Below are 17,950 nucleotides of genomic sequence, written 5' to 3'. Positions count from 1 at the left end.
TATAGTTGTACGAATTTAAATTTAGATTGCCGGTAATTTTATAACAAATCTTTTGAATGTACAGTGCATCTCACTAAACGGGCATTGTTCCTTTATTGAATTGTTTGAGCAAGTTAAATCAAAATACATGGAAACCATTCTTCAGTTGCAACAAGTAGGTAAAACATATAAAAGTGGCAATCAAACATTAGCGGTGTTAGAGCATATCAGTTTTTCTGCAGAAGCCGGCACTACTTTATCAATTATTGGTCCCTCCGGCAGTGGTAAAACAACGCTGCTGGGCTTGTGTGCCGGACTTGATCACCCTTCTTCCGGCAGCATTGTACTGCACCAGCAACGTCTCGAAAATTTAGATGAAGATCAATTGGCTGCCATCAGAAATCAATATGTGGGTTTTATTTTTCAAAACTTTCAGTTAATGCCTACATTAACCGCATTGGAAAATATAATGGTGCCATTGGAATTAAGGGGCGAAAAGCAGGTAAAAAAGCGTTCATTAGAACTATTAGATAAAGTTGGGCTGGCAGACAGGGGCCATCATTACCCAGCACAACTGAGCGGGGGCGAACAACAGCGCATTGCTATTGCCCGTGCCTTTGCCAACCAGCCAGCCATTTTATTTGCCGATGAACCTACCGGTAATCTGGATGCAGAAACCAGCGAAATGATTGTGAACCTTCTTTTCAATTTGAATAAAGAATCCGGTACTACATTGGTATTGGTAACGCATGATATTGAACTGGCATCAAAAACGCAACGTATTATTCGCCTGAAAGGCGGAAAAATTGAATCAGATGTAGTTACGGCAATGGTTGAACATTGATTTACCAACTCAAATATTGAAAGATGCATCTTAATCTGCAATCATGAATCAAAATACTTCACAAATAGTAACACATCACCCAAACAAAAACAGTTTCCGGCCGGGCTGGTTGTTGCGCATGGCCTGGCGGGATAGCCGGCGCAGCCGCTCCCGGTTGCTGCTCTTTGTATCTTCTGTAATTGTTGGCATAGCTTCCCTGGTAGCCATTTATTCATTGGGTAATAATTTGAATGATGCAATAAACAACCAGGCTGCGGCTTTGTTGGGCGCCGATGTTAAAATAACTTCTAATCAACCACTCACCCCCGCTATACAACAGTTGGTAGATTCTTTACGCCATAGCAGCAATTATTCGGAAGAAAGAAATTTTGCATCGATGGTGTTGTTTAAAAAAAATAACGGTATCCATTTGGTGCAGGTAAGGGCATTGCAAGGCAGTTTTCCATATTATGGCGCTTTGGAAGCTGATCCTGCCGCTGCGGGCATTGCTTTCCGCACACAGCAACGGGCATTGGTAGACGCCACTTTAATGCTGCAATATGGAGCAAACATTGGTGACTCTATTCAGGTTGGTACAGTCACTTTTGCTATTGCAGGAAAATTATTGAATGCCCCCGGACAAACCGGTTTTTCTGCTGCAATTGCCCCCATTGTATACTTACCCTTGCAATATATACAGCAAACCGGCCTGCTGCAAAAAGGCAGTCGCGTTAGTTATCAGTATTATTTTCATTTTAAACAAACAGCAAATATTGAAAAATGGGCTGAAGCAGTACGTCCCCGGTTGGAAGCCAACGATTGTGCTATTGAAACCGTTGAAACGCAAAAAGAAAATACCGGACGTACGTTTACTGATCTTACACGCTTCTTATCCTTAGTGGGTTTTATTGCTTTGTTATTGGGTTGCACGGGTGTGGCCAGTGCCGTGCATGTGTATGTAAAAGAAAAAGTAAATACCATTGCTGTATTGCGTTGTCTGGGTGTAAAAGCATCGCAGGCTTTTACCATTTTTTTGATTCAGATTATCGGTATCGGATTGCTGGGTTCTGCCATTGGTGCGGCATTGGGCATTGTTTTACAACAGTTTTTACCCTTTGTTCTAAGCGATTTTTTGCCGGTACACATCAGTACTGCCATCTCCTGGACGGCAGTAGGGCAGGGCATGTTGCTGGGAGTACTGATATCTGTTTTATTTGCACTCTTGCCTTTGTTGTCTATCCGCAATATATCACCACTCAATGCAATCCGAGTTGCTTATGAACCCACACAACGTAAAAATGATTTTTCCGGATGGTGGGTATATGTATTGATTGTATTATTTGTGTATGGCTTTACGTATGTACAAATACAGGAATGGAAACAGGCACTTCAATTTACAATCGGTATCGGTATGGCATTGCTGGTATTAACTGCCATTGCCCGATTACTGATGTGGATGGTACGGCGTTTTTTTCCTTCCTCGTGGAATTATGTTGTGCGACAGGCGTTGGCAAATTTATACCGGCCCAATAACCAAACTACATTATTAATGGTAGCCATTGGGCTGGGTACGGCTTTCATCAGTATCTTGTTTTTTGTGCAGTCTATCTTAATGAACCGGCTCAATCTATCATCCGGTACCAACCAACCCAATATTGTTTTGTTTGATATACAAAGCAGCCAAAAACAAGGCGTAGGCAATGTTGCAGCCACTTACCATTTGCCTGTAAATGCGTTTGTGCCTGTTGTAAACATGCGTGTGGCAGCATTGAATGGTATCAAGGCTGCGCAGGCTTTAACTGATACCAGCGGTAAACTGCCCCGTGGTTTATTCAGAAGAGAATACCGCGTTACTTACCGCGATTCATTAACAGCTTCTGAAAAAATAGTAGCGGGTAAATGGGTGGGCGTTGCCAACGGTAATGGCCTGCCGTATATTTCAATGGAAGAAAATTTTGCCAAAAGAAACAAAGTGCATTTGGGCGATACCCTTACATTTAATGTGCAGGGGGTACCCATGCCAACCATTGTAGGCAGCCTGCGACAGGTAAATTGGGGGGGTATGCAAACCAATTTTTTAGTGCTGTTTCCCAAAGGCGTGTTAGAATCTGCTCCGCAATTTTGGGTATTGCTCACCAAAGTGCCTACCCAACAGGTATCTGCGCAGTTCCAACAGGCTATTGTGCAGCAATTCCCCAATGTATCTATCATTGATTTGGCCTTAGTATTACAAATACTCAACGACCTTATCAGTAAAATTGGTTTTGTTATTCGCTTTATGGCAGGCTTAAGTATCAGCACCGGTATTGTGGTATTCATTGCATCTGTATTCATGAGTAAATACCAGCGCATACGCGAAACTGTATTGTTGCGTACCCTGGGTGCCAGCCGCAAACAAATATTTGCTATTATCGCATTGGAATATTTTTTCCTCGGTATACTGGCTGCCATTACCGGTATATTGTTAGGATTGGCTGCTGGTTGGGTATTGGCAAAATATACTTTTGAAACTGCTTTTCATCTGCAACTGTTACCCATTATCATATTGGTATTGATGGTTTGTTTACTGACGGTAGGCATTGGTTTAATCAATAGCTGTGGTATTGTAAAACGTTCTCCGTTAGAGGTATTGAGGAATGAAGTGTAGTGAATGGGGGTTGGGTGTTGGTCTATAGTCTTTGGTGGGTTACATTGTAAATCATCTATTCGTTATTGATTCAGGCATGCTTTACTGCAAATGATGCAATGGTTTGGTAAACTCAAAATAGACACAACATAACTTATTATTGTAATGGAACACACTGGGCTTTACAGCTTTTGATTGATGAACAAACTCAATGCTGATAAATAGTTTACAAAAACGGTGTACACGAACGCCAGCCTATAACGGTTTAGCAAAATTGGCGGTTCAGTGCTTTGTATCGACATTTGTAGTGAAAATCGCCATCTTCGGCAACCCGAATAACGTTATACTCCAATCATCATCTTCTCACTTCCACCTAAAACTATTCATCAGGTGTTTCATATCTTCTACCAAAAAGCGGTTAACGGGGGCTAATGAGTCTTGGTTGGGTGTGGCATCAAAGTAAAGGGCACCTCTTAAAAAATGATGGGTAGAGTCGGTTAAAAAAAACTGATTGGCGGTGGCTACATTGCCGCCTACTTTAAAAAATATACCATGTACGCCATTGGGGGTTACCATGAGCGAATCATCAATAGAATAGGCTTTTTCGCTGTGTTTGTTGGTAAGGGTAAAAGCATCATTCACCAATTTCTGAAAACTGTTGGGGCCAATAGCTTTGTAGCTTATATAAATGCGTCCGTTAAACTGCGGAAAGTCAATATTAATCCACCAGGGATTTTCCGTTTTTCCGCCAAAAAAAGTAGAGTCTTTTACCACCTGTGCATATACCGGATATTCAAAGGTATATGGATAGCCGGGCTGATTAAAAGTTTGGTATTGGTGTTGGGGAAAATTGATTTTATAGTAGCCCCTTGGTTTGGGTACAAAGGGACTATTGCAGGCAAAAGCGACAAAAGCAAAACAAGTAGCGATAATGGCTTTGTGTTGTTGGAAAAATGGCATGTTATTTGGGTATAAAAATGGTAAAACTACAGTTGGTCATCATCAGATACTTTACTGATGGTTACTTTAATTTTGTTGATTCTTGTTTTCTCTACTTCCAGCATCATAAAATCAAATCCGGGAATGGAAACCACCTGGCCTTTTCTGGGAATTTCACCTGCAATTTCCAATATTAATCCGGCTAATGAATCACTTTCTCCTTTTAATGCATCAAATGTATCAACCGGCAGTTGCATAATTTTGCATACATCATTAATCATGATTTTACCTTCAAAAATGTAGTTGTATTCATCTAATTTCCGGTAGCCGTATTCTTCCTCATCAAATTCATCTTTAATATCTCCGATAATTTCTTCCAGAATATCTTCTAAAGTAACAATGCCGCTGGTGCCGCCAAATTCATCTACCACAATCGCAAAATGTATGCGTCTGCTTTGAAATTCGCGTAATAAATCTTCAATCATTTTATGTTCATGCACAAAATAGGGAGGAGAGATGAGGCTGTGCCACTCGAATGTATCGGGTTCATTTAAAAATGGCAATAAATCTTTGGTTCTGAGTATGCCTACTACTTCATCTAAATCTTCTTTGTATACAGGCACCCGGCTGTAACTCATCTCGGCAACAGATTGCAGCAATTCATGAAAGTTGGTATTAAACTCAACGCCGTGTACTTCCAAACGGGCTTTCATGATCTGCTTCACTGTTATATTGCCAAATTTAATAATTCCTTTCAGGATGTTTTTTTCGTTTTCACTGGTACCCGATTTGGTAATTTCAATGGCATGGTATAATTCATCGCTGGTAATGCTGCCTGTTTTTTGGGCTAATCTTCTTTCAATAATATCTGAATATTTTACCAGCACATTGCTTAAGCGTTTGCAGATATAATGAATAAATTCAATGAGTGGTGCTACTTCTTTGGCAAAGCGAATATTGTTTTGCGTGGCCAAAATTTTAGGCATTACTTCACCAAACAATAATAACACGGCGGTTACAATTACTACTTTGATTAAAAATTCTATCCAGATATTGGTAACTAAAAATGCAGGGTGGTAATTCAGCAACCATTCATCAATACTAATATTGAAAATGATAATAATGGCTATATCAATAAAGCTGTTGGCAATGAGTAAAGAGGCCAATAATTTTTTAGGCTCGGTGAGCAGATGAATAATTTTTTTGTAGGAAGGATTTTGTTTGGTTTTGAGCAAATTGATGTCTTTTTGCTTCAGCGAAAAAAAAGCCGCCTCTGCCCCACTTACAAAAAATGAAATGACCAATAAAATAAAAAGCAAAATAATTAATGCTATACTGCCCTGCGGAATGGCTGCATTTAGTATGGTAAACGGATAAAATGCCGGGTGATGATCCAAAATAATTTATTTTAATGAATAAAAACAGGCTGTTTTCACAAATAAAGCACCTGACTTACAAAAATATCATTTTTGCGGTTGTAAAATCAATAGGGCATATTTTCTCCCGGATCGATCATCGGTGGAATATCTTCACCACCATAGCCTTCATGGTTGTCGGGATGATTGCCGGAATGCCCATCGGCACGTTTATCTAACATAATCAGATTGTCGCCCACCACTTCAGTTGCAAACTTTTTATTGCCTTCTTTATCTTCCCAACTGCGGGTACGCAATCTGCCCTCTACATAAATTAAACTGCCTTTGTGCAGGTATTTTTGCGCCAAATCGGCTAACCCACGCCATAAAACTACGGTATGCCATTCTGTTTGTGAAACGAGTTTGCCACTGCGGTCTTTATAGGTTTCGGTAGTGGCCAAAGGAAATTTTGCTACTCCAATATTCCCGTCTAATACCTGTAAATCCGGGTCTTTTCCCAAATTGCCGATAAGCATTACTCTGTTTACGCCTCTCATACTTTTGTTGTTTTGGTAAGTGAGATAGTTGTTCTTAAAATTACTGCTTTTAAACGATGTTCACAACGATTTTAAAATTAAACAATTATTTATTTTAAGCATCATAAGGGCTGTTAAATTTTTTCCTGATTGTTGCAAATGGCTATTCATTGCAATAATGCGTATTATCGGTAATAGGTTTCGTCTAAATAAAATAGTCCATTGCTGTGTTGCCAGTACCAAAACTTTTTTTTGTAAATGCAATAAGTACCTTTTAGGGAATGTAGGGTATAGGCTGGAGCTACATAAATGATTTTTGGCGGGATACTGTTAAAACGATAAAGGAGATTTTTGCGTTGATTGGGCGTAAATGCACGGGCAATTTGGGTATAATTTACCTGCTGGCCAATAGTGGGGGGAAATCTGTCTTTTGGTGTAAGAATATTGCCCATGCCATCCACCACAATAAATGCAGTCGGTGCAGGTGGTGCAGCAGGGCGTGGTGGGGTTTTAACCGGATTTGTTTTATAGGTGCAGGCTTGAAATGACAGCATCACTAAAACGAGGGCAATGATTGGCTTCATGGCAGGAATTGTTTGTTGGGTTCAAAAATGTAAAAACCATGCCATGATTAAAAATTGTGCCTGAACAAATTTGTACTGCCTGCTGATATTATTTTTTTATGAAGGCTGAAATGTAGTTGATATTGCCGTATCTTAACGTCAAAAAAATGAAAACATTTTTATTCATGTTGGTTATGTTAACAGGCGCTGTAATAACAGCACAGGCACAACAAACCACACCGGCAACAAAAGACACTACCGTAACTGAACTGATAGGAAAATACACTTTCCCGGATGGAAGTGTAGTAGAGCAAGTGGAAGTAACGTTTGATAGTACCGGACTAAATATGGTATCTGATGCAGGTACCTCGGTATTGCAGAAATTAGGCGTAGATTCATTTGCATTGGTTTCGTTTCAGGGCACTGCCGTATTTAAAAGGGATGAAAATAAAAAAGTTAAAACAGTCATTATTGATGCTGTGGGCTATCATTTAGAAGGCAAGAAAGAAGATACCGCTGCTGCTACACGCCCCGTTGCCCTGCTACCTGCCCTGCACAAACAATATGCATTGGCACCACTTACACGATAGCGCAAATAAAAACATGAATAAAAAAGGCGACAGGTATCACATCTATCGCCTTTTTGAGTATTGTTTATGCTAATGCTTACAAGCCCGATTCTATTGTAGCAATATAGTTGATTAAATCAGCCTGCGCAATGGTTTCCTGAGTGCCAGTAGCCAATTGTTTTACAGTGCAGGTATTTTCTTCCAGTTCCTTATTGCCCAGCATAATTACAACTGGTATGCCTTTCTTTTCAGCATATTTAAATTGCTTATCAAATTTAGCAGGCTCATGATATAATTCGCCACTGATGTTTTGTGCCCGTAAACTTTGTAACAAAGCAAAGGCACGGACGCTTTCTTCTATTCCCAAATTAAAAAACAACACTTTACTACCCTTCATTAATTGTTTGGGAAATAATGCAAGCCCCTCCATTACATCATAAATTCTGTCTACCCCAAATGAAATGCCCACGCCGGGTACCTTGGGTACACCAAATAATTCGGTTAAGTTATCGTAACGGCCGCCGCCGCCAATACTGCCTATGCTAAAGCCAATGGCCTTCACTTCAAAAATGGCTCCGGTATAATAGTTTAAGCCTCTGGCTAAGGTAACATCAATTTCTAACGGTAACGGATTGTCGGGCATTTGTCGGTTTAAAATAAATTGCAGGGCTTCAATACCTTCTTTACCCAGCGGGTGCTTGCCAATGCTGTTGGTAAGTGTTGCAATTTTTTCTTCATTACTGCCTTTTATTTCCAGAAAATGTGCAATGGTTTCAATTTGTGCTGCCGACAGGTTGCGTTGCTGTAATTCTTCTTTTACTTTATCTATTCCTATTTTATCTAATTTGTCGATAGCAACGGTTATGTCGGTTAATTTATCTGCTCCGCCACATATATCTGCCAAAGCTGCCAATATTTTTCGGTGATTGATTTTAATAACAATGGGCAGGTTCAGCATTTTAAACACATGAGCATATAAATGTGCCAATTCCACTTCATTCATGAGTGAGTTGCTGCCAACAATATCGGCATCGCACTGATAAAATTCGCGGTAACGGCCTTTTTGCGGCCGGTCGGCACGCCATACGGGTTGTATCTGGTAGCGTTTAAAAGGGAAAGTGAGTTGCCCATAATTCATGGCAACATAACGTGCAAAAGGTATGGTAAGATCGTAACGGAGTGCCCTTTCTGTAATATGTTTTGATAATTCATTTGGTTGTAAAAGATGATCTAATTCCGCTCTAATTTCATCAATATTTGAGGTGTTGATTAGAAGATCATAAGCAGATTTAGTATAAGTGTCATTATTTTCCTTTTTTATTGAGAATAGAAGGTCAATCATTTTTAAAGCACGTATTCTGGTTTCTTTGCTAAAATCACCATTGCTTAAAATCCTAAAAATTAGTTTATCACCCTCTTCTCCGTACTTCCCCATTAAAGTACTTAAGTTTTCCATTGCCGGCGTTTCTAAGGGTTCAAACCCATATAACTGAAAAGCTTGGTGTATGGTGTTGAAGATATAGTTGCGCTTGTATATGGTAGTGGCATTAAAATCACGGGTGCCCTGGGGCAAAGTAGGTTTATTCATGCGATGTTTTTATATCATTTTTTTAAGAACTGTATTTCTGAAGTATACTATCAGTAGCAGCATCTAACATTTGGTAAACAGTTATAAAATCATTTTCGGTACCAAACCAGGGGTCGGGTACTTCGGTATTGGAACCAGGAAACAATTCGTTCATAATAAATGCAGTTTTTGCTGCATCAAAATGTTTTTTGCTGATTTGTTCAACGGCTTTATAGTTATCCATGTCCATTACATAAATTTTGTCATAAGCCATCATATCATTGGCGGTAAATTGCCTGGCTCTGTGGTTGCTGATGTCAATGCCGTGTGCCATTGCTACTTTTTGCGAAAGCAGATGCGGTGGTTCGCCAATATGGTAATTACCGGTTCCTGCACTGTTTACTTCCCAATGTAAACCGGCTAATTGTACTTTATGTTGTAAAATTCCTTCTGCTAAAGGGCTTCTGCAAATATTTCCTAAACAAACCATCAATACTTTCATGCTTGCAAATATACATTGCCGGCAGCTTTTCACATTGCTTTGCATGGTGTGGGCCACTATGGTATTTACAATTGGATGGCATGTTGTACCATCCAAAAAGCCGGTCAATAGCACTGTTTTACTCGGGCATTTATGATGGCAGCGAAAAAAAGAATACATTTTTTTAACAAAATATGTTTTGTGGAATGTCAGCTTTTATGCTTCTTACAGCAAAAGAAACCGGGTTTTTTATGGTAATATTTTTGCACATTAAAAAAATTCTTAGAAAATTCTTAGAGGTTTTTAATGCATCGCAAAGGAATTATTCTATAAATTGCCCATCCCATACAGTATTAATTGTAATGAAATGGAGCAACCAATTAGAGAAAAGCATAGAAAAAACTTTATTTTTCTAAGTTCTGTGAGAGATATTTTTATGGCATTACTGTATTTGGGTATGTCTGTACTGCTTTTTGGAGGCAAATACTGGCAAATACCTCAAATTATGGTTTTAGGTGATGCGTTTTGTTATTTTTTAGGATCTGTTTGTTTGTTGTATGGTGGCTTTAGAATGTACAGGGGCATTAAGAAAATGTATTAACATGGTAATGAGCAGGCATGTAGTTTTTATTTCTTTTTTAGTTGTTTTGCTGGTTGCGTGTCAACAGCAGCAAAATAAATATGTCATTACCGATACCCCATCAAAAGGTACCATTCACATTAGTGTGGATGAAAGTTTTCAGCCCGTTATTGCGCAACAAATTAAAGTATATGAGTCATCTTATCCTGATGTGCATATTATTGCCAAATATGAGCCGGAAGTAGATTGCTTTAAAGATTTAATGAAAGATAGTACACGAATGATCATTGTGGCAAGAGGATTGAATAAGCAGGAAGATTCATTTTATTTAAATAAATTAGGTTTTAAACCTTTATTTGGTGTAATGGCATTTGATGGTGTTGCCGTAATTGTAAACCAAAATAATCCCGATAGTGTTTTTACCTTTAACGATTTAAAAGATATTTTATCCGGCAAAAAAAATGTGCCGGTTGTAATGGATGGCACCAATGCTACCAGTACGGTTCGGTATTTACAGGATACCTTATTACATGGTGCACCATTTGGTAAAAATGTAATGGCTGCCGGCAGCAGCGATTCGGTGGTAACCGTTATCAAGCAAATGAACAATGCCATTGGTTTTGTGGGCATTAGTTGGGTGGGTAATCCCAATGAACCCAAACAGGTGGCCAATCTTAAAAAAATAAGGCTGGGATTAATTGAATGCACCGCCTGCGGTGAAAAAGATGTTTTTGTGAAACCTTCGCAGGCCAGCATTACATACGGACAGTACCCGCTTACCCGGCCCATTTATTATATTGTAAAAGAAAATGCAGTAGCATTGGGTACCGGATTTAAAAATTTTATGACTTTGGAACGCGGTCAACTTATATTCAGAAGCGGTGGTTTAGCACCTGCTAAAATGGATTTGGTGAATCGAAAAAGTCAAATTGAGGAGTAAACAAACCACTATAAACTTAAAGCATGATGAAGAAAACAATTACTTTGCTAGTGGCAGCCTTTCTGGCTGTAAATGGATTGATGGCCCAGTCGATTGCTGATGGGATTAACGACTTAAACTCGTCATTCAAAGTTCAATCTGCCATTAATATTTTGAAGAAAAATTACGACGATAAGCCCAAAGATGTACAAGCCATTTATTGGTACGGTCAGGCTTTAATTGGCGGCAATGAAGTAACCAAAGCCCAAATGGATGCGGCGAAGGCTGTGTATCAGAAAGCTTTAACCGATGGTGTAAATGAGCCATTAATATGGGTAGGCATAGGCCATATAGACATGCTGGAAGGTGGCGATATCAATGCTGCCAAACAAAAGTTTGAACAGGCCATTACAGCTACAACGCCCACCAAAGGCAGACATAAAGGCGAGCCCAGTGTTGAAATTTTAGAAGCCATAGGCCGTGCCAATGCCGATGGAGGCAGCAAAATTGGTGATCCTAACTATGGTATTGAAAAATTAAAACAAGCCGCTGCATTAGATCCTAAAAATTCTATGGTGTATGTGTACATGGGTATCTGCTATCTGAAATTAGGTGGCGAAAATGGAGGTGAAGCTGTAAAAGCATTTGAGCAGGCTACCACCATTGATCCCAAAAATGTGTTGGCTTATTACAGAATTGGAATGGTATACCTGAGCCAGAATAATGAAGACTCTTTCATGCCGGCTTTTGGAAAAGCAATGGAAGCAGATCCTTCTTTCCCCGATACTTATCTGGCGTTGTTTGAATATTATAAGAACAGAAATGTAGATATGGCCAAAGCCAATTTGGACAAATTCATAAAATATGCAGATAAAGATCCGCAAAACGATTTCTATCTGGCAGATTACCTGTATCAGGCAGGTAAATACCAGGAATCATTGGCTAAAGAAAAAGAAATAGAAACCTCTTTAGGTGGTACAGACAAATTACCCGGATTGAATTTATTGTATGCCTACAACTATAATAAATTGGGTGATTCATTACAGGCCAAACAAAATATTGAACGCTATTTTACTTTAGAACCTACCGATAAAATTAAGCCTGCTGATTATGAACTGGCAGTAAAAATTTTCTCTAAATTCCCTGAAAATGCCGACGTTGCTGTTAAGTACATCCAATCAGCCATTCAGTCAGATACTTCTAAAGTGAATAAAATCAACTACATGACGCAGGCTGCAGATTTAATGGCGAAAGCTAAAAACTATAAAGCACAGTTAGACTGGTTATTGCAGGCACAAGCATTGAAAGGTATCTGGAGTGAATATGATTATTACAATATTTCCAATGTAGCTTATCAGGCAGCTGATTATCCCAAAGTAATGGATGTGGCGGCTAATTATATCAAAGCATTTCCCGATAAGCCACAAGGTTATTATTTTAATGTAATGGCAGCCAAAGCGCTGGATACCACTTCTAATCCGGGTATTGCCATTCCGGCACTGCAACAACAGATTGATTATTTGATGAAAGACAGCGTAAAAAATCAACGCTTCATCATCATCGACTATTATTACATGATGGGTTATTACAATGACAGGGCAAAAGATTATGAAAAGGCATTAGATATCTGTAACAAAATTTTAGAATTAATACCCAATGATCCGGATATGTTAAAAATTAAAGGCGCAATTGAAGGCAACATTAAAAAGCAAAAGCTGATGGAAGGGAAACAACCACAGACTGACAGCACCGGTACAAAGGGTGCAACGAAGAATTAATTCGTCAGGAAATACATTTTTAAATATAATAAAAAAGTTGCCGCTGTAAAAAGTGGCAACTTTTTTATTGAAGCAAGCCTGGAAACTCCAATTTCATAATTTAGTAGATTATTACGCTATTGACTTTAATTTTTTTGAGAGCGGGTAATATTAAAACAATTTTGAAAATACTTGTGGCATTATAAATTGCTGAATTCATCAAAAACAACAAAAGAATAGTAAGGGTTTATAAACAGACTGCCTTATTTTTGCATCTCATTCAAGAATGTTATGATAGGTTTTAGTACACTTCTTCAACTAAATCAGCTTAACAATACTGCTGAAAATTATTTCCCGATAGGCATTCAACTCATTTTCGCCATAGGTTTTGTGGCTACCATGATTGGATTGTCTGCCTGGGTAGGTCCAAAAAGAAAAACGAGTGATAAACTGGAAAATTTCTCCAGTGGTATAGCTAGCCATGGCAATGCCCGCCAACCCATGGCAGTAAAGTATTTTTTAGTGGCTATTTTGTTTGTACTGTTTGATGTAGAAGTAATTTTCTTTTATCCCTATGCAGTAAACTTTAAATTTCTGGGATGGGCCGGCTTTTGGGAAATTGTATTGTTTGTGGCTTTATTCCTCATTGGTTTTGTGTATATCATTAAAAAGGGAGCATTGAATTGGGAAGATTAATGGGAAGGAATCTTCAACTTAAAAGAAGTTGAAATGTTATATATGGTGCAATTTGTGCTTACTTTCTTTGAAAAATGGCAGGAGTGTAACAAATTAGCAGGATGTGGTAAGTGATGTTTTACAATCCTGAAAACCTTATTTTATCAAGCAAATTAAATGTTATTCTATGCGTCCGGTACGTTTTAATATTCATCCCAAACCAGCAGAACCCGCCAAATCTATTATTATGGGCGAGGCTCCGCAGGGATATAATGGAGAAGGCTTTTTCACCACCAAATTAAGTGAAGTAGTGGGATTAGCACGAAAAAACTCTTTGTGGCCATTGCCATTTGCCACTTCTTGTTGTGGTATTGAGTTTATGGCTACAATGGGTGCACACTACGATTTAGCTCGTTTTGGTGCAGAAAGGGTTGGTTTTTCTCCCCGTCAGTGCGACTTACTAATGGTAATGGGTACCATTGCCAAAAAAATGGCGCCTGTTTTAAGGCAGGTATATTTGCAAATGGCTGAACCCCGTTGGGTATTGAGTGTAGGTGCCTGTGCCAGCAGTGGTGGTATTTTTGATACCTACAGTGTGTTACAGGGTATTGATCAGATTATACCGGTTGATGTATATGTGCCGGGTTGCCCGCCCAGGCCAGAAGCTATTTTAGACGGGTTTATGAAAATTCAGGAATTGGTAGGTAAAGAAAGTATTCGCCGCAGAAACAGCCCGCAATACACGGCACTTTTAGAAAGTTATGGCATCCAATAAACGCCATTTATTGGCTTATTCATCAGGCTTTAAAGAAATCTGTAAACGCTTATAACAGTCATGGCACTAACCAACGAAATCATACAACAAAAACTTCAGGAAAAATTTGGCGATCAGGTGTCTAATTTTGAAACACCATTTGGTTTGCTCAGTTTTCAATCACCAAAAGAAATGAATTTAAAGATATTGCAGTTTTTGTATGAAGATGCAACACTTCAATTTACTTTCTTAACCGATTTGTGTGCTGTTCATTATCCGGATAATACCGGAAAAGAACTGGCTGTAGTATATCATTTACATAATTTAAAAGAGAATATACGCATCCGTTATAAAGTGTTTACCGGTATACAGCAACCCGATGTGTTTACGGCAACCAAATTATTTGAAGCAGCCAACTGGATGGAAAGAGAAACCTACGATTTTTTTGGCGTAAACTTTATCGGGCATCCCAATTTAAAAAGAATTTTAAATGTAGATGAAATGGATTATTTCCCATTAAGGAAAGAATATCCATTGGAAGATCAAACCAGAATAGATAAAGATGATGCCATGTTTGGCAGAGGCGGTTCAATTTATTAAATCCAATTGTAAAGGCAGTTCAAAACAACTGTCGGCAATTTAATTGAAATATTATGTTGGAAACAAAAGAGGTGCAACCACACCATGTAAAACTTCCGGATGGTTCCATTGAAAAATTAACCACCACCCTCAATCTGGGTCCTACACACCCCGCTACCCACGGTGTGTTTCAAAATATTGTTGAATTAGATGGTGAACGTATTGTATCGGCCGAGCAAACCGTAGGTTACATTCACCGGGCATTTGAAAAATTAGCCGAACGCAGGCCGCTTTATCAGGTAACACCCATTACCGATCGATTAAATTATTGCAGCAGTCCTATAAATAACATGGGTTGGCACATGACCTGCGAAAAATTACTGGGTGTAAAAACACCCAAGCGGGTAGATTATTTGCGGATTATTATCATGGAACTGGCCCGTATTTCCGATCACCTTATTTGTAATTCAATTGTGGGTGTAGACAGTGGTGCCTATACCGGTTTTTTATATGTGATGCAATACCGCGAATTGATTTATGAAATTTATGAAGAAGTATGCGGCTCTCGTTTAACCACCAATATTGGCAGAATAGGTGGTTTTGAACGCAACTTTACAGATACTGCTTTTCAAAAGTTAGAAAAATTTCTTCGGGAATATCCTAAAGTGCTAAAAGAGTTTGAAAATCTCTTTACCCGTAACCGTATTTTCATGGATCGCCTCCAAAATACCGGTGCCATTAGTACCGAGCGTGCTTTAAACTACGGTTTCACAGGTCCCAATTTACGGGCAGCAGGGGTTGATTATGATGTAAGGGTGCACAGTCCATATTGTAGTTATGAAGATTTTGATTTTGTAGTTCCCGTGGGCAGTACCGGCGATAATTATGACCGGTTTTTAGTGCGTAATGTAGAAATGTGGCAAAGCTTACATATTATAGAACAGGCCTACCAAAAAGTACAGGAATTTAAAGGAGCCGAAGCCGAAGTATTTCATGCCGATGTGCCCGAGTACTATCTTCCCGAAAAGAAAGAGGTATACACAAAGATGGAGGCATTAATCTGGCACTTTAAAATTATTATGGGCGAAACAGATATACCCAAAGGAGAAGTATACCATTGTGTGGAAGGGGCCAATGGCGAATTGGGTTTCTACTTAATTAGTGATGGTGGCAGAACACCTTATCGCCTACATTTCCGTAGGCCCAGTTTTATTTACTATCAGGCATACAGTGAATTAACAAAGGGTGGAATGTTGAGCGATGCCATTATTACCATGAGTAGTTTAAACCTCATTGCAGGTGAATTAGATGCATAAACACATAACAAACTAAAATATAGCGTTGTGGTACAATTTTCAGAACAGCAAATGCAGGAATTTAACCGTTTGATAAAGCGTTATCCGGAAGGCAAACAAAAAAGTGCGCTGTTGCCGGTATTGCATTTGGCACAGGAAAGCTTTGGCGGTTGGTTAAGCGCTGAAACAATGGATTATGTTGCCAATTTATTGCAATTAGAACCCATTGAAGTATATGAAGTAGCCACCTTTTACAGCATGTTTAATACCCAGCCCGTTGGGAAATACATGTTTGAGGTATGTCAAACCGGCCCCTGTATGCTGAATGGCAGCGATGATATAATCAACTATATCAAAGAAAAATTAGGTATTGGTGCCGGCGAAACTACGCCCGATGGTATGTTTACGCTAAAAACAGTTGAGTGCCTGGGGGCCTGTGGTTACGCACCCATGATGCAGTTGGGAAAACATTATCGGGAACATTTAACCAAAGAAAAAGTCGATGCAATTATTGAAGAATGCAGAAGCAATGCTGCATGCAACAATTAAAAGCATCATTTATTCACTTTTATTGTAATTACAAATGGGTGTAAAATTATTATTAGCAAAAGCGCATATTGAAGGCATCAGAAATTATGATGTGTATAGAAGAGAAGGCGGCTATCAGGCAGTTGAAAAAGCGCTGAAAACCATGACTCCGGAAGCCATTGTGGAAGAAGTGAAGAAAAGCGGTTTGCGAGGCCGTGGCGGTGCCGGTTTCCCTACGGGTATGAAATGGAGTTTTATTGCCAAACCCGAAGGCGTGCCCCGCCATTTGGTATGCAATGCCGATGAAAGTGAACCGGGTACTTTTAAAGACAGGTACCTGATGGAGTTTTTACCCCATTTATTAATTGAAGGCTTAATCATCTCATCTTTTGCTTTGGGGTCAAATGATACCTACATTTATATCCGTGGTGAATATGCCTGGATTGTAGGTATTTTGGAAAATGCCATTGAAGAAGCCAAACAAAACGGTTGGCTGGGTAACAATATTTTGGGCACAGGCTTTAATTGTAATATTTATGTACAACGCGGGGCAGGCGCTTACATTTGTGGAGAAGAAACCGCATTGTTAGAATCATTGGAAGGAAAAAGAGGTAACCCCAGAATTAAACCTCCTTTCCCGGCCATCAAAGGAGTTTGGGAACGACCAACTGTTGTAAATAATGTAGAAACATTGGCGGCAGTAGTACCTATTATTAATATGGGTGGTGAGGAATATGCCAAAATTGGTGTAGGCCGTTCAACCGGTACCAAATTAATTTCAGCCTGTGGTAATATCAATAAACCCGGTGTGTACGAAATTGATATGACCATTAGTGTAGAAGAATTTATTTACAGCGAAGAATATTGTGGTGGCATTAAAAACGGGAAGCACTTAAAAGCCTGTATACCTGGTGGTTCTTCTGTTCCAATTTTGCCGGCAAATTTGCTGTTGAAAACAGCAAAAGGTGAAACCCGTTACATGAATTATGAAAGTTTAAGCGATGGAGGTTTTGCTACCGGAAGCATGATGGGCAGTGGTGGTTTTATTGTGTTTGATGAAGACCAGTGTATAGTGCGCCATACTTATACTTTGGCCCGGTTTTACCGTCATGAAAGTTGCGGACAGTGTTCGCCCTGTAGAGAAGGTACCGGCTGGATGGAGAAAATATTGTTGCGTTTGGAAAAAGGAGAAGGTAAAATGAGTGATATAGATTTGTTGTGGGATATACAGGGAAAAATTGAAGGAAACACTATTTGCCCCTTAGGTGATGCGGCTGCCTGGCCTGTAGCGGCGGCTATCCGTCATTTCCGGGATGAGTTTGAGTGGCATGTATTACATCCGCAGGAAGCGCAGGTAAGAAATTTTGGTTTAGCATATTATGCCGACCCTATCCAGGTGCCTGCAGGTGCTTAAACCGGCCTTCC

General features: G+C 39.3%; 18 protein-coding genes. 12 read left to right on the top strand and 6 right to left on the bottom strand.

The features are described 5' to 3' along the window. Positions 1-127 precede the first annotated feature (127 nt). Both A0F92_RS13790 and A0F92_RS13785 read left to right on the top strand, forming a co-directional pair. Entirely contained in the window at positions 128-823 is a 696-nt protein-coding gene (locus A0F92_RS13790; RefSeq protein WP_068247432.1) for an ABC transporter ATP-binding protein, read from the top strand. A 43-nt stretch (positions 824-866) separates the two neighbouring features. After that, on the top strand, positions 867-3,449 hold the full coding sequence (locus tag A0F92_RS13785; RefSeq protein WP_253810489.1) for an ABC transporter permease: 2,583 nt from the start codon (positions 867-869) through the stop codon (positions 3,447-3,449). Between the two features lie 342 nt (positions 3,450-3,791). On the opposite strand, the gene gldD is transcribed toward A0F92_RS13785, so the two are convergent. The 4 genes from gldD to A0F92_RS13765 form a co-directional block, all read right to left on the bottom strand. Next, a complete protein-coding gene (gldD, locus tag A0F92_RS13780; RefSeq protein WP_068247429.1) occupies positions 3,792-4,388 on the bottom strand; it encodes a gliding motility lipoprotein GldD in 597 nt (198 codons plus the stop codon). A 26-nt stretch (positions 4,389-4,414) separates the two neighbouring features. Beyond that, positions 4,415-5,764 carry a gliding motility-associated protein GldE gene (gldE, locus tag A0F92_RS13775; RefSeq protein WP_068247424.1) on the bottom strand — a complete coding sequence of 450 codons (1,350 nt, stop codon included), beginning with the start codon at positions 5,762-5,764 and terminating at the stop codon, positions 4,415-4,417. Between the two features lie 86 nt (positions 5,765-5,850). Beyond that, positions 5,851-6,279, bottom strand: a complete 429-nt coding sequence (locus tag A0F92_RS13770) for a single-stranded DNA-binding protein (RefSeq protein WP_068247420.1) — start codon at positions 6,277-6,279, stop codon at positions 5,851-5,853. 164 nt (positions 6,280-6,443) lie between these two features. Continuing rightward, on the bottom strand, positions 6,444-6,842 hold the full coding sequence (locus A0F92_RS13765; RefSeq protein WP_068247418.1) for a hypothetical protein: 399 nt from the start codon (positions 6,840-6,842) through the stop codon (positions 6,444-6,446). A 146-nt stretch (positions 6,843-6,988) separates the two neighbouring features. Between A0F92_RS13765 and A0F92_RS13760 the strand changes: the two genes are divergently transcribed. Continuing rightward, positions 6,989-7,411: a hypothetical protein gene (locus A0F92_RS13760; RefSeq protein WP_068247413.1), complete on the top strand. Its 423-nt coding sequence runs from the start codon at positions 6,989-6,991 to the stop codon at positions 7,409-7,411. Between the two features lie 76 nt (positions 7,412-7,487). On the opposite strand, the gene hisS is transcribed toward A0F92_RS13760, so the two are convergent. Further along, positions 7,488-8,978, bottom strand: coding sequence for a histidine--tRNA ligase (gene hisS, locus A0F92_RS13755; RefSeq protein ID WP_068247412.1), 1,491 nt, complete (start codon positions 8,976-8,978; stop codon positions 7,488-7,490). A gap of 22 nt (positions 8,979-9,000) precedes the next feature. Continuing rightward, the gene (locus A0F92_RS13750) at positions 9,001-9,459 is read right to left on the bottom strand and encodes a low molecular weight protein-tyrosine-phosphatase (protein WP_068247618.1); all 459 of its coding nucleotides are present in this window, start codon (positions 9,457-9,459) and stop codon (positions 9,001-9,003) included. A gap of 346 nt (positions 9,460-9,805) precedes the next feature. Between A0F92_RS13750 and A0F92_RS15710 the strand changes: the two genes are divergently transcribed. The 9 genes from A0F92_RS15710 (at position 9,806) to nuoF (ending at position 17,939) form a co-directional block, all read left to right on the top strand. Continuing rightward, on the top strand, positions 9,806-10,039 hold the full coding sequence (locus A0F92_RS15710; RefSeq protein ID WP_167517101.1) for a hypothetical protein: 234 nt from the start codon (positions 9,806-9,808) through the stop codon (positions 10,037-10,039). Between the two features lie 7 nt (positions 10,040-10,046). Next, positions 10,047-10,958, top strand: a complete 912-nt coding sequence (locus tag A0F92_RS13740; protein WP_167517100.1) for a PstS family phosphate ABC transporter substrate-binding protein — start codon at positions 10,047-10,049, stop codon at positions 10,956-10,958. Between the two features lie 23 nt (positions 10,959-10,981). After that, positions 10,982-12,715, top strand: coding sequence for a tetratricopeptide repeat protein (locus tag A0F92_RS13735; RefSeq protein WP_167517099.1), 1,734 nt, complete (start codon positions 10,982-10,984; stop codon positions 12,713-12,715). 270 nt (positions 12,716-12,985) lie between these two features. Continuing rightward, positions 12,986-13,390: an NADH-quinone oxidoreductase subunit A gene (locus tag A0F92_RS13730; protein ID WP_068247403.1), complete on the top strand. Its 405-nt coding sequence runs from the start codon at positions 12,986-12,988 to the stop codon at positions 13,388-13,390. A 166-nt stretch (positions 13,391-13,556) separates the two neighbouring features. Next, positions 13,557-14,144, top strand: a complete 588-nt coding sequence (locus A0F92_RS13725) for an NADH-quinone oxidoreductase subunit B (protein WP_068247400.1) — start codon at positions 13,557-13,559, stop codon at positions 14,142-14,144. A 60-nt stretch (positions 14,145-14,204) separates the two neighbouring features. Beyond that, on the top strand, positions 14,205-14,723 hold the full coding sequence (locus A0F92_RS13720; protein WP_068247393.1) for an NADH-quinone oxidoreductase subunit C: 519 nt from the start codon (positions 14,205-14,207) through the stop codon (positions 14,721-14,723). 53 nt (positions 14,724-14,776) lie between these two features. Next, positions 14,777-16,018: an NADH-quinone oxidoreductase subunit D gene (locus tag A0F92_RS13715; RefSeq protein ID WP_068247391.1), complete on the top strand. Its 1,242-nt coding sequence runs from the start codon at positions 14,777-14,779 to the stop codon at positions 16,016-16,018. 27 nt (positions 16,019-16,045) lie between these two features. After that, on the top strand, positions 16,046-16,546 hold the full coding sequence (locus A0F92_RS13710; protein WP_253810487.1) for an NADH-quinone oxidoreductase subunit NuoE family protein: 501 nt from the start codon (positions 16,046-16,048) through the stop codon (positions 16,544-16,546). Between the two features lie 34 nt (positions 16,547-16,580). Next, on the top strand, positions 16,581-17,939 hold the full coding sequence (gene nuoF, locus A0F92_RS13705; RefSeq protein ID WP_068247387.1) for an NADH-quinone oxidoreductase subunit NuoF: 1,359 nt from the start codon (positions 16,581-16,583) through the stop codon (positions 17,937-17,939). Positions 17,940-17,950: the final 11 nt, after the last annotated feature.

This window comes from Hydrotalea flava (genome assembly GCF_001623405.1).
Taxonomy (GTDB): domain Bacteria; phylum Bacteroidota; class Bacteroidia; order Chitinophagales; family Chitinophagaceae; genus Hydrotalea; species Hydrotalea flava.
The sequence above is the reverse complement of the archived record's forward strand: the minus strand, read 5'-3'. Positions and strand labels throughout refer to the sequence as shown.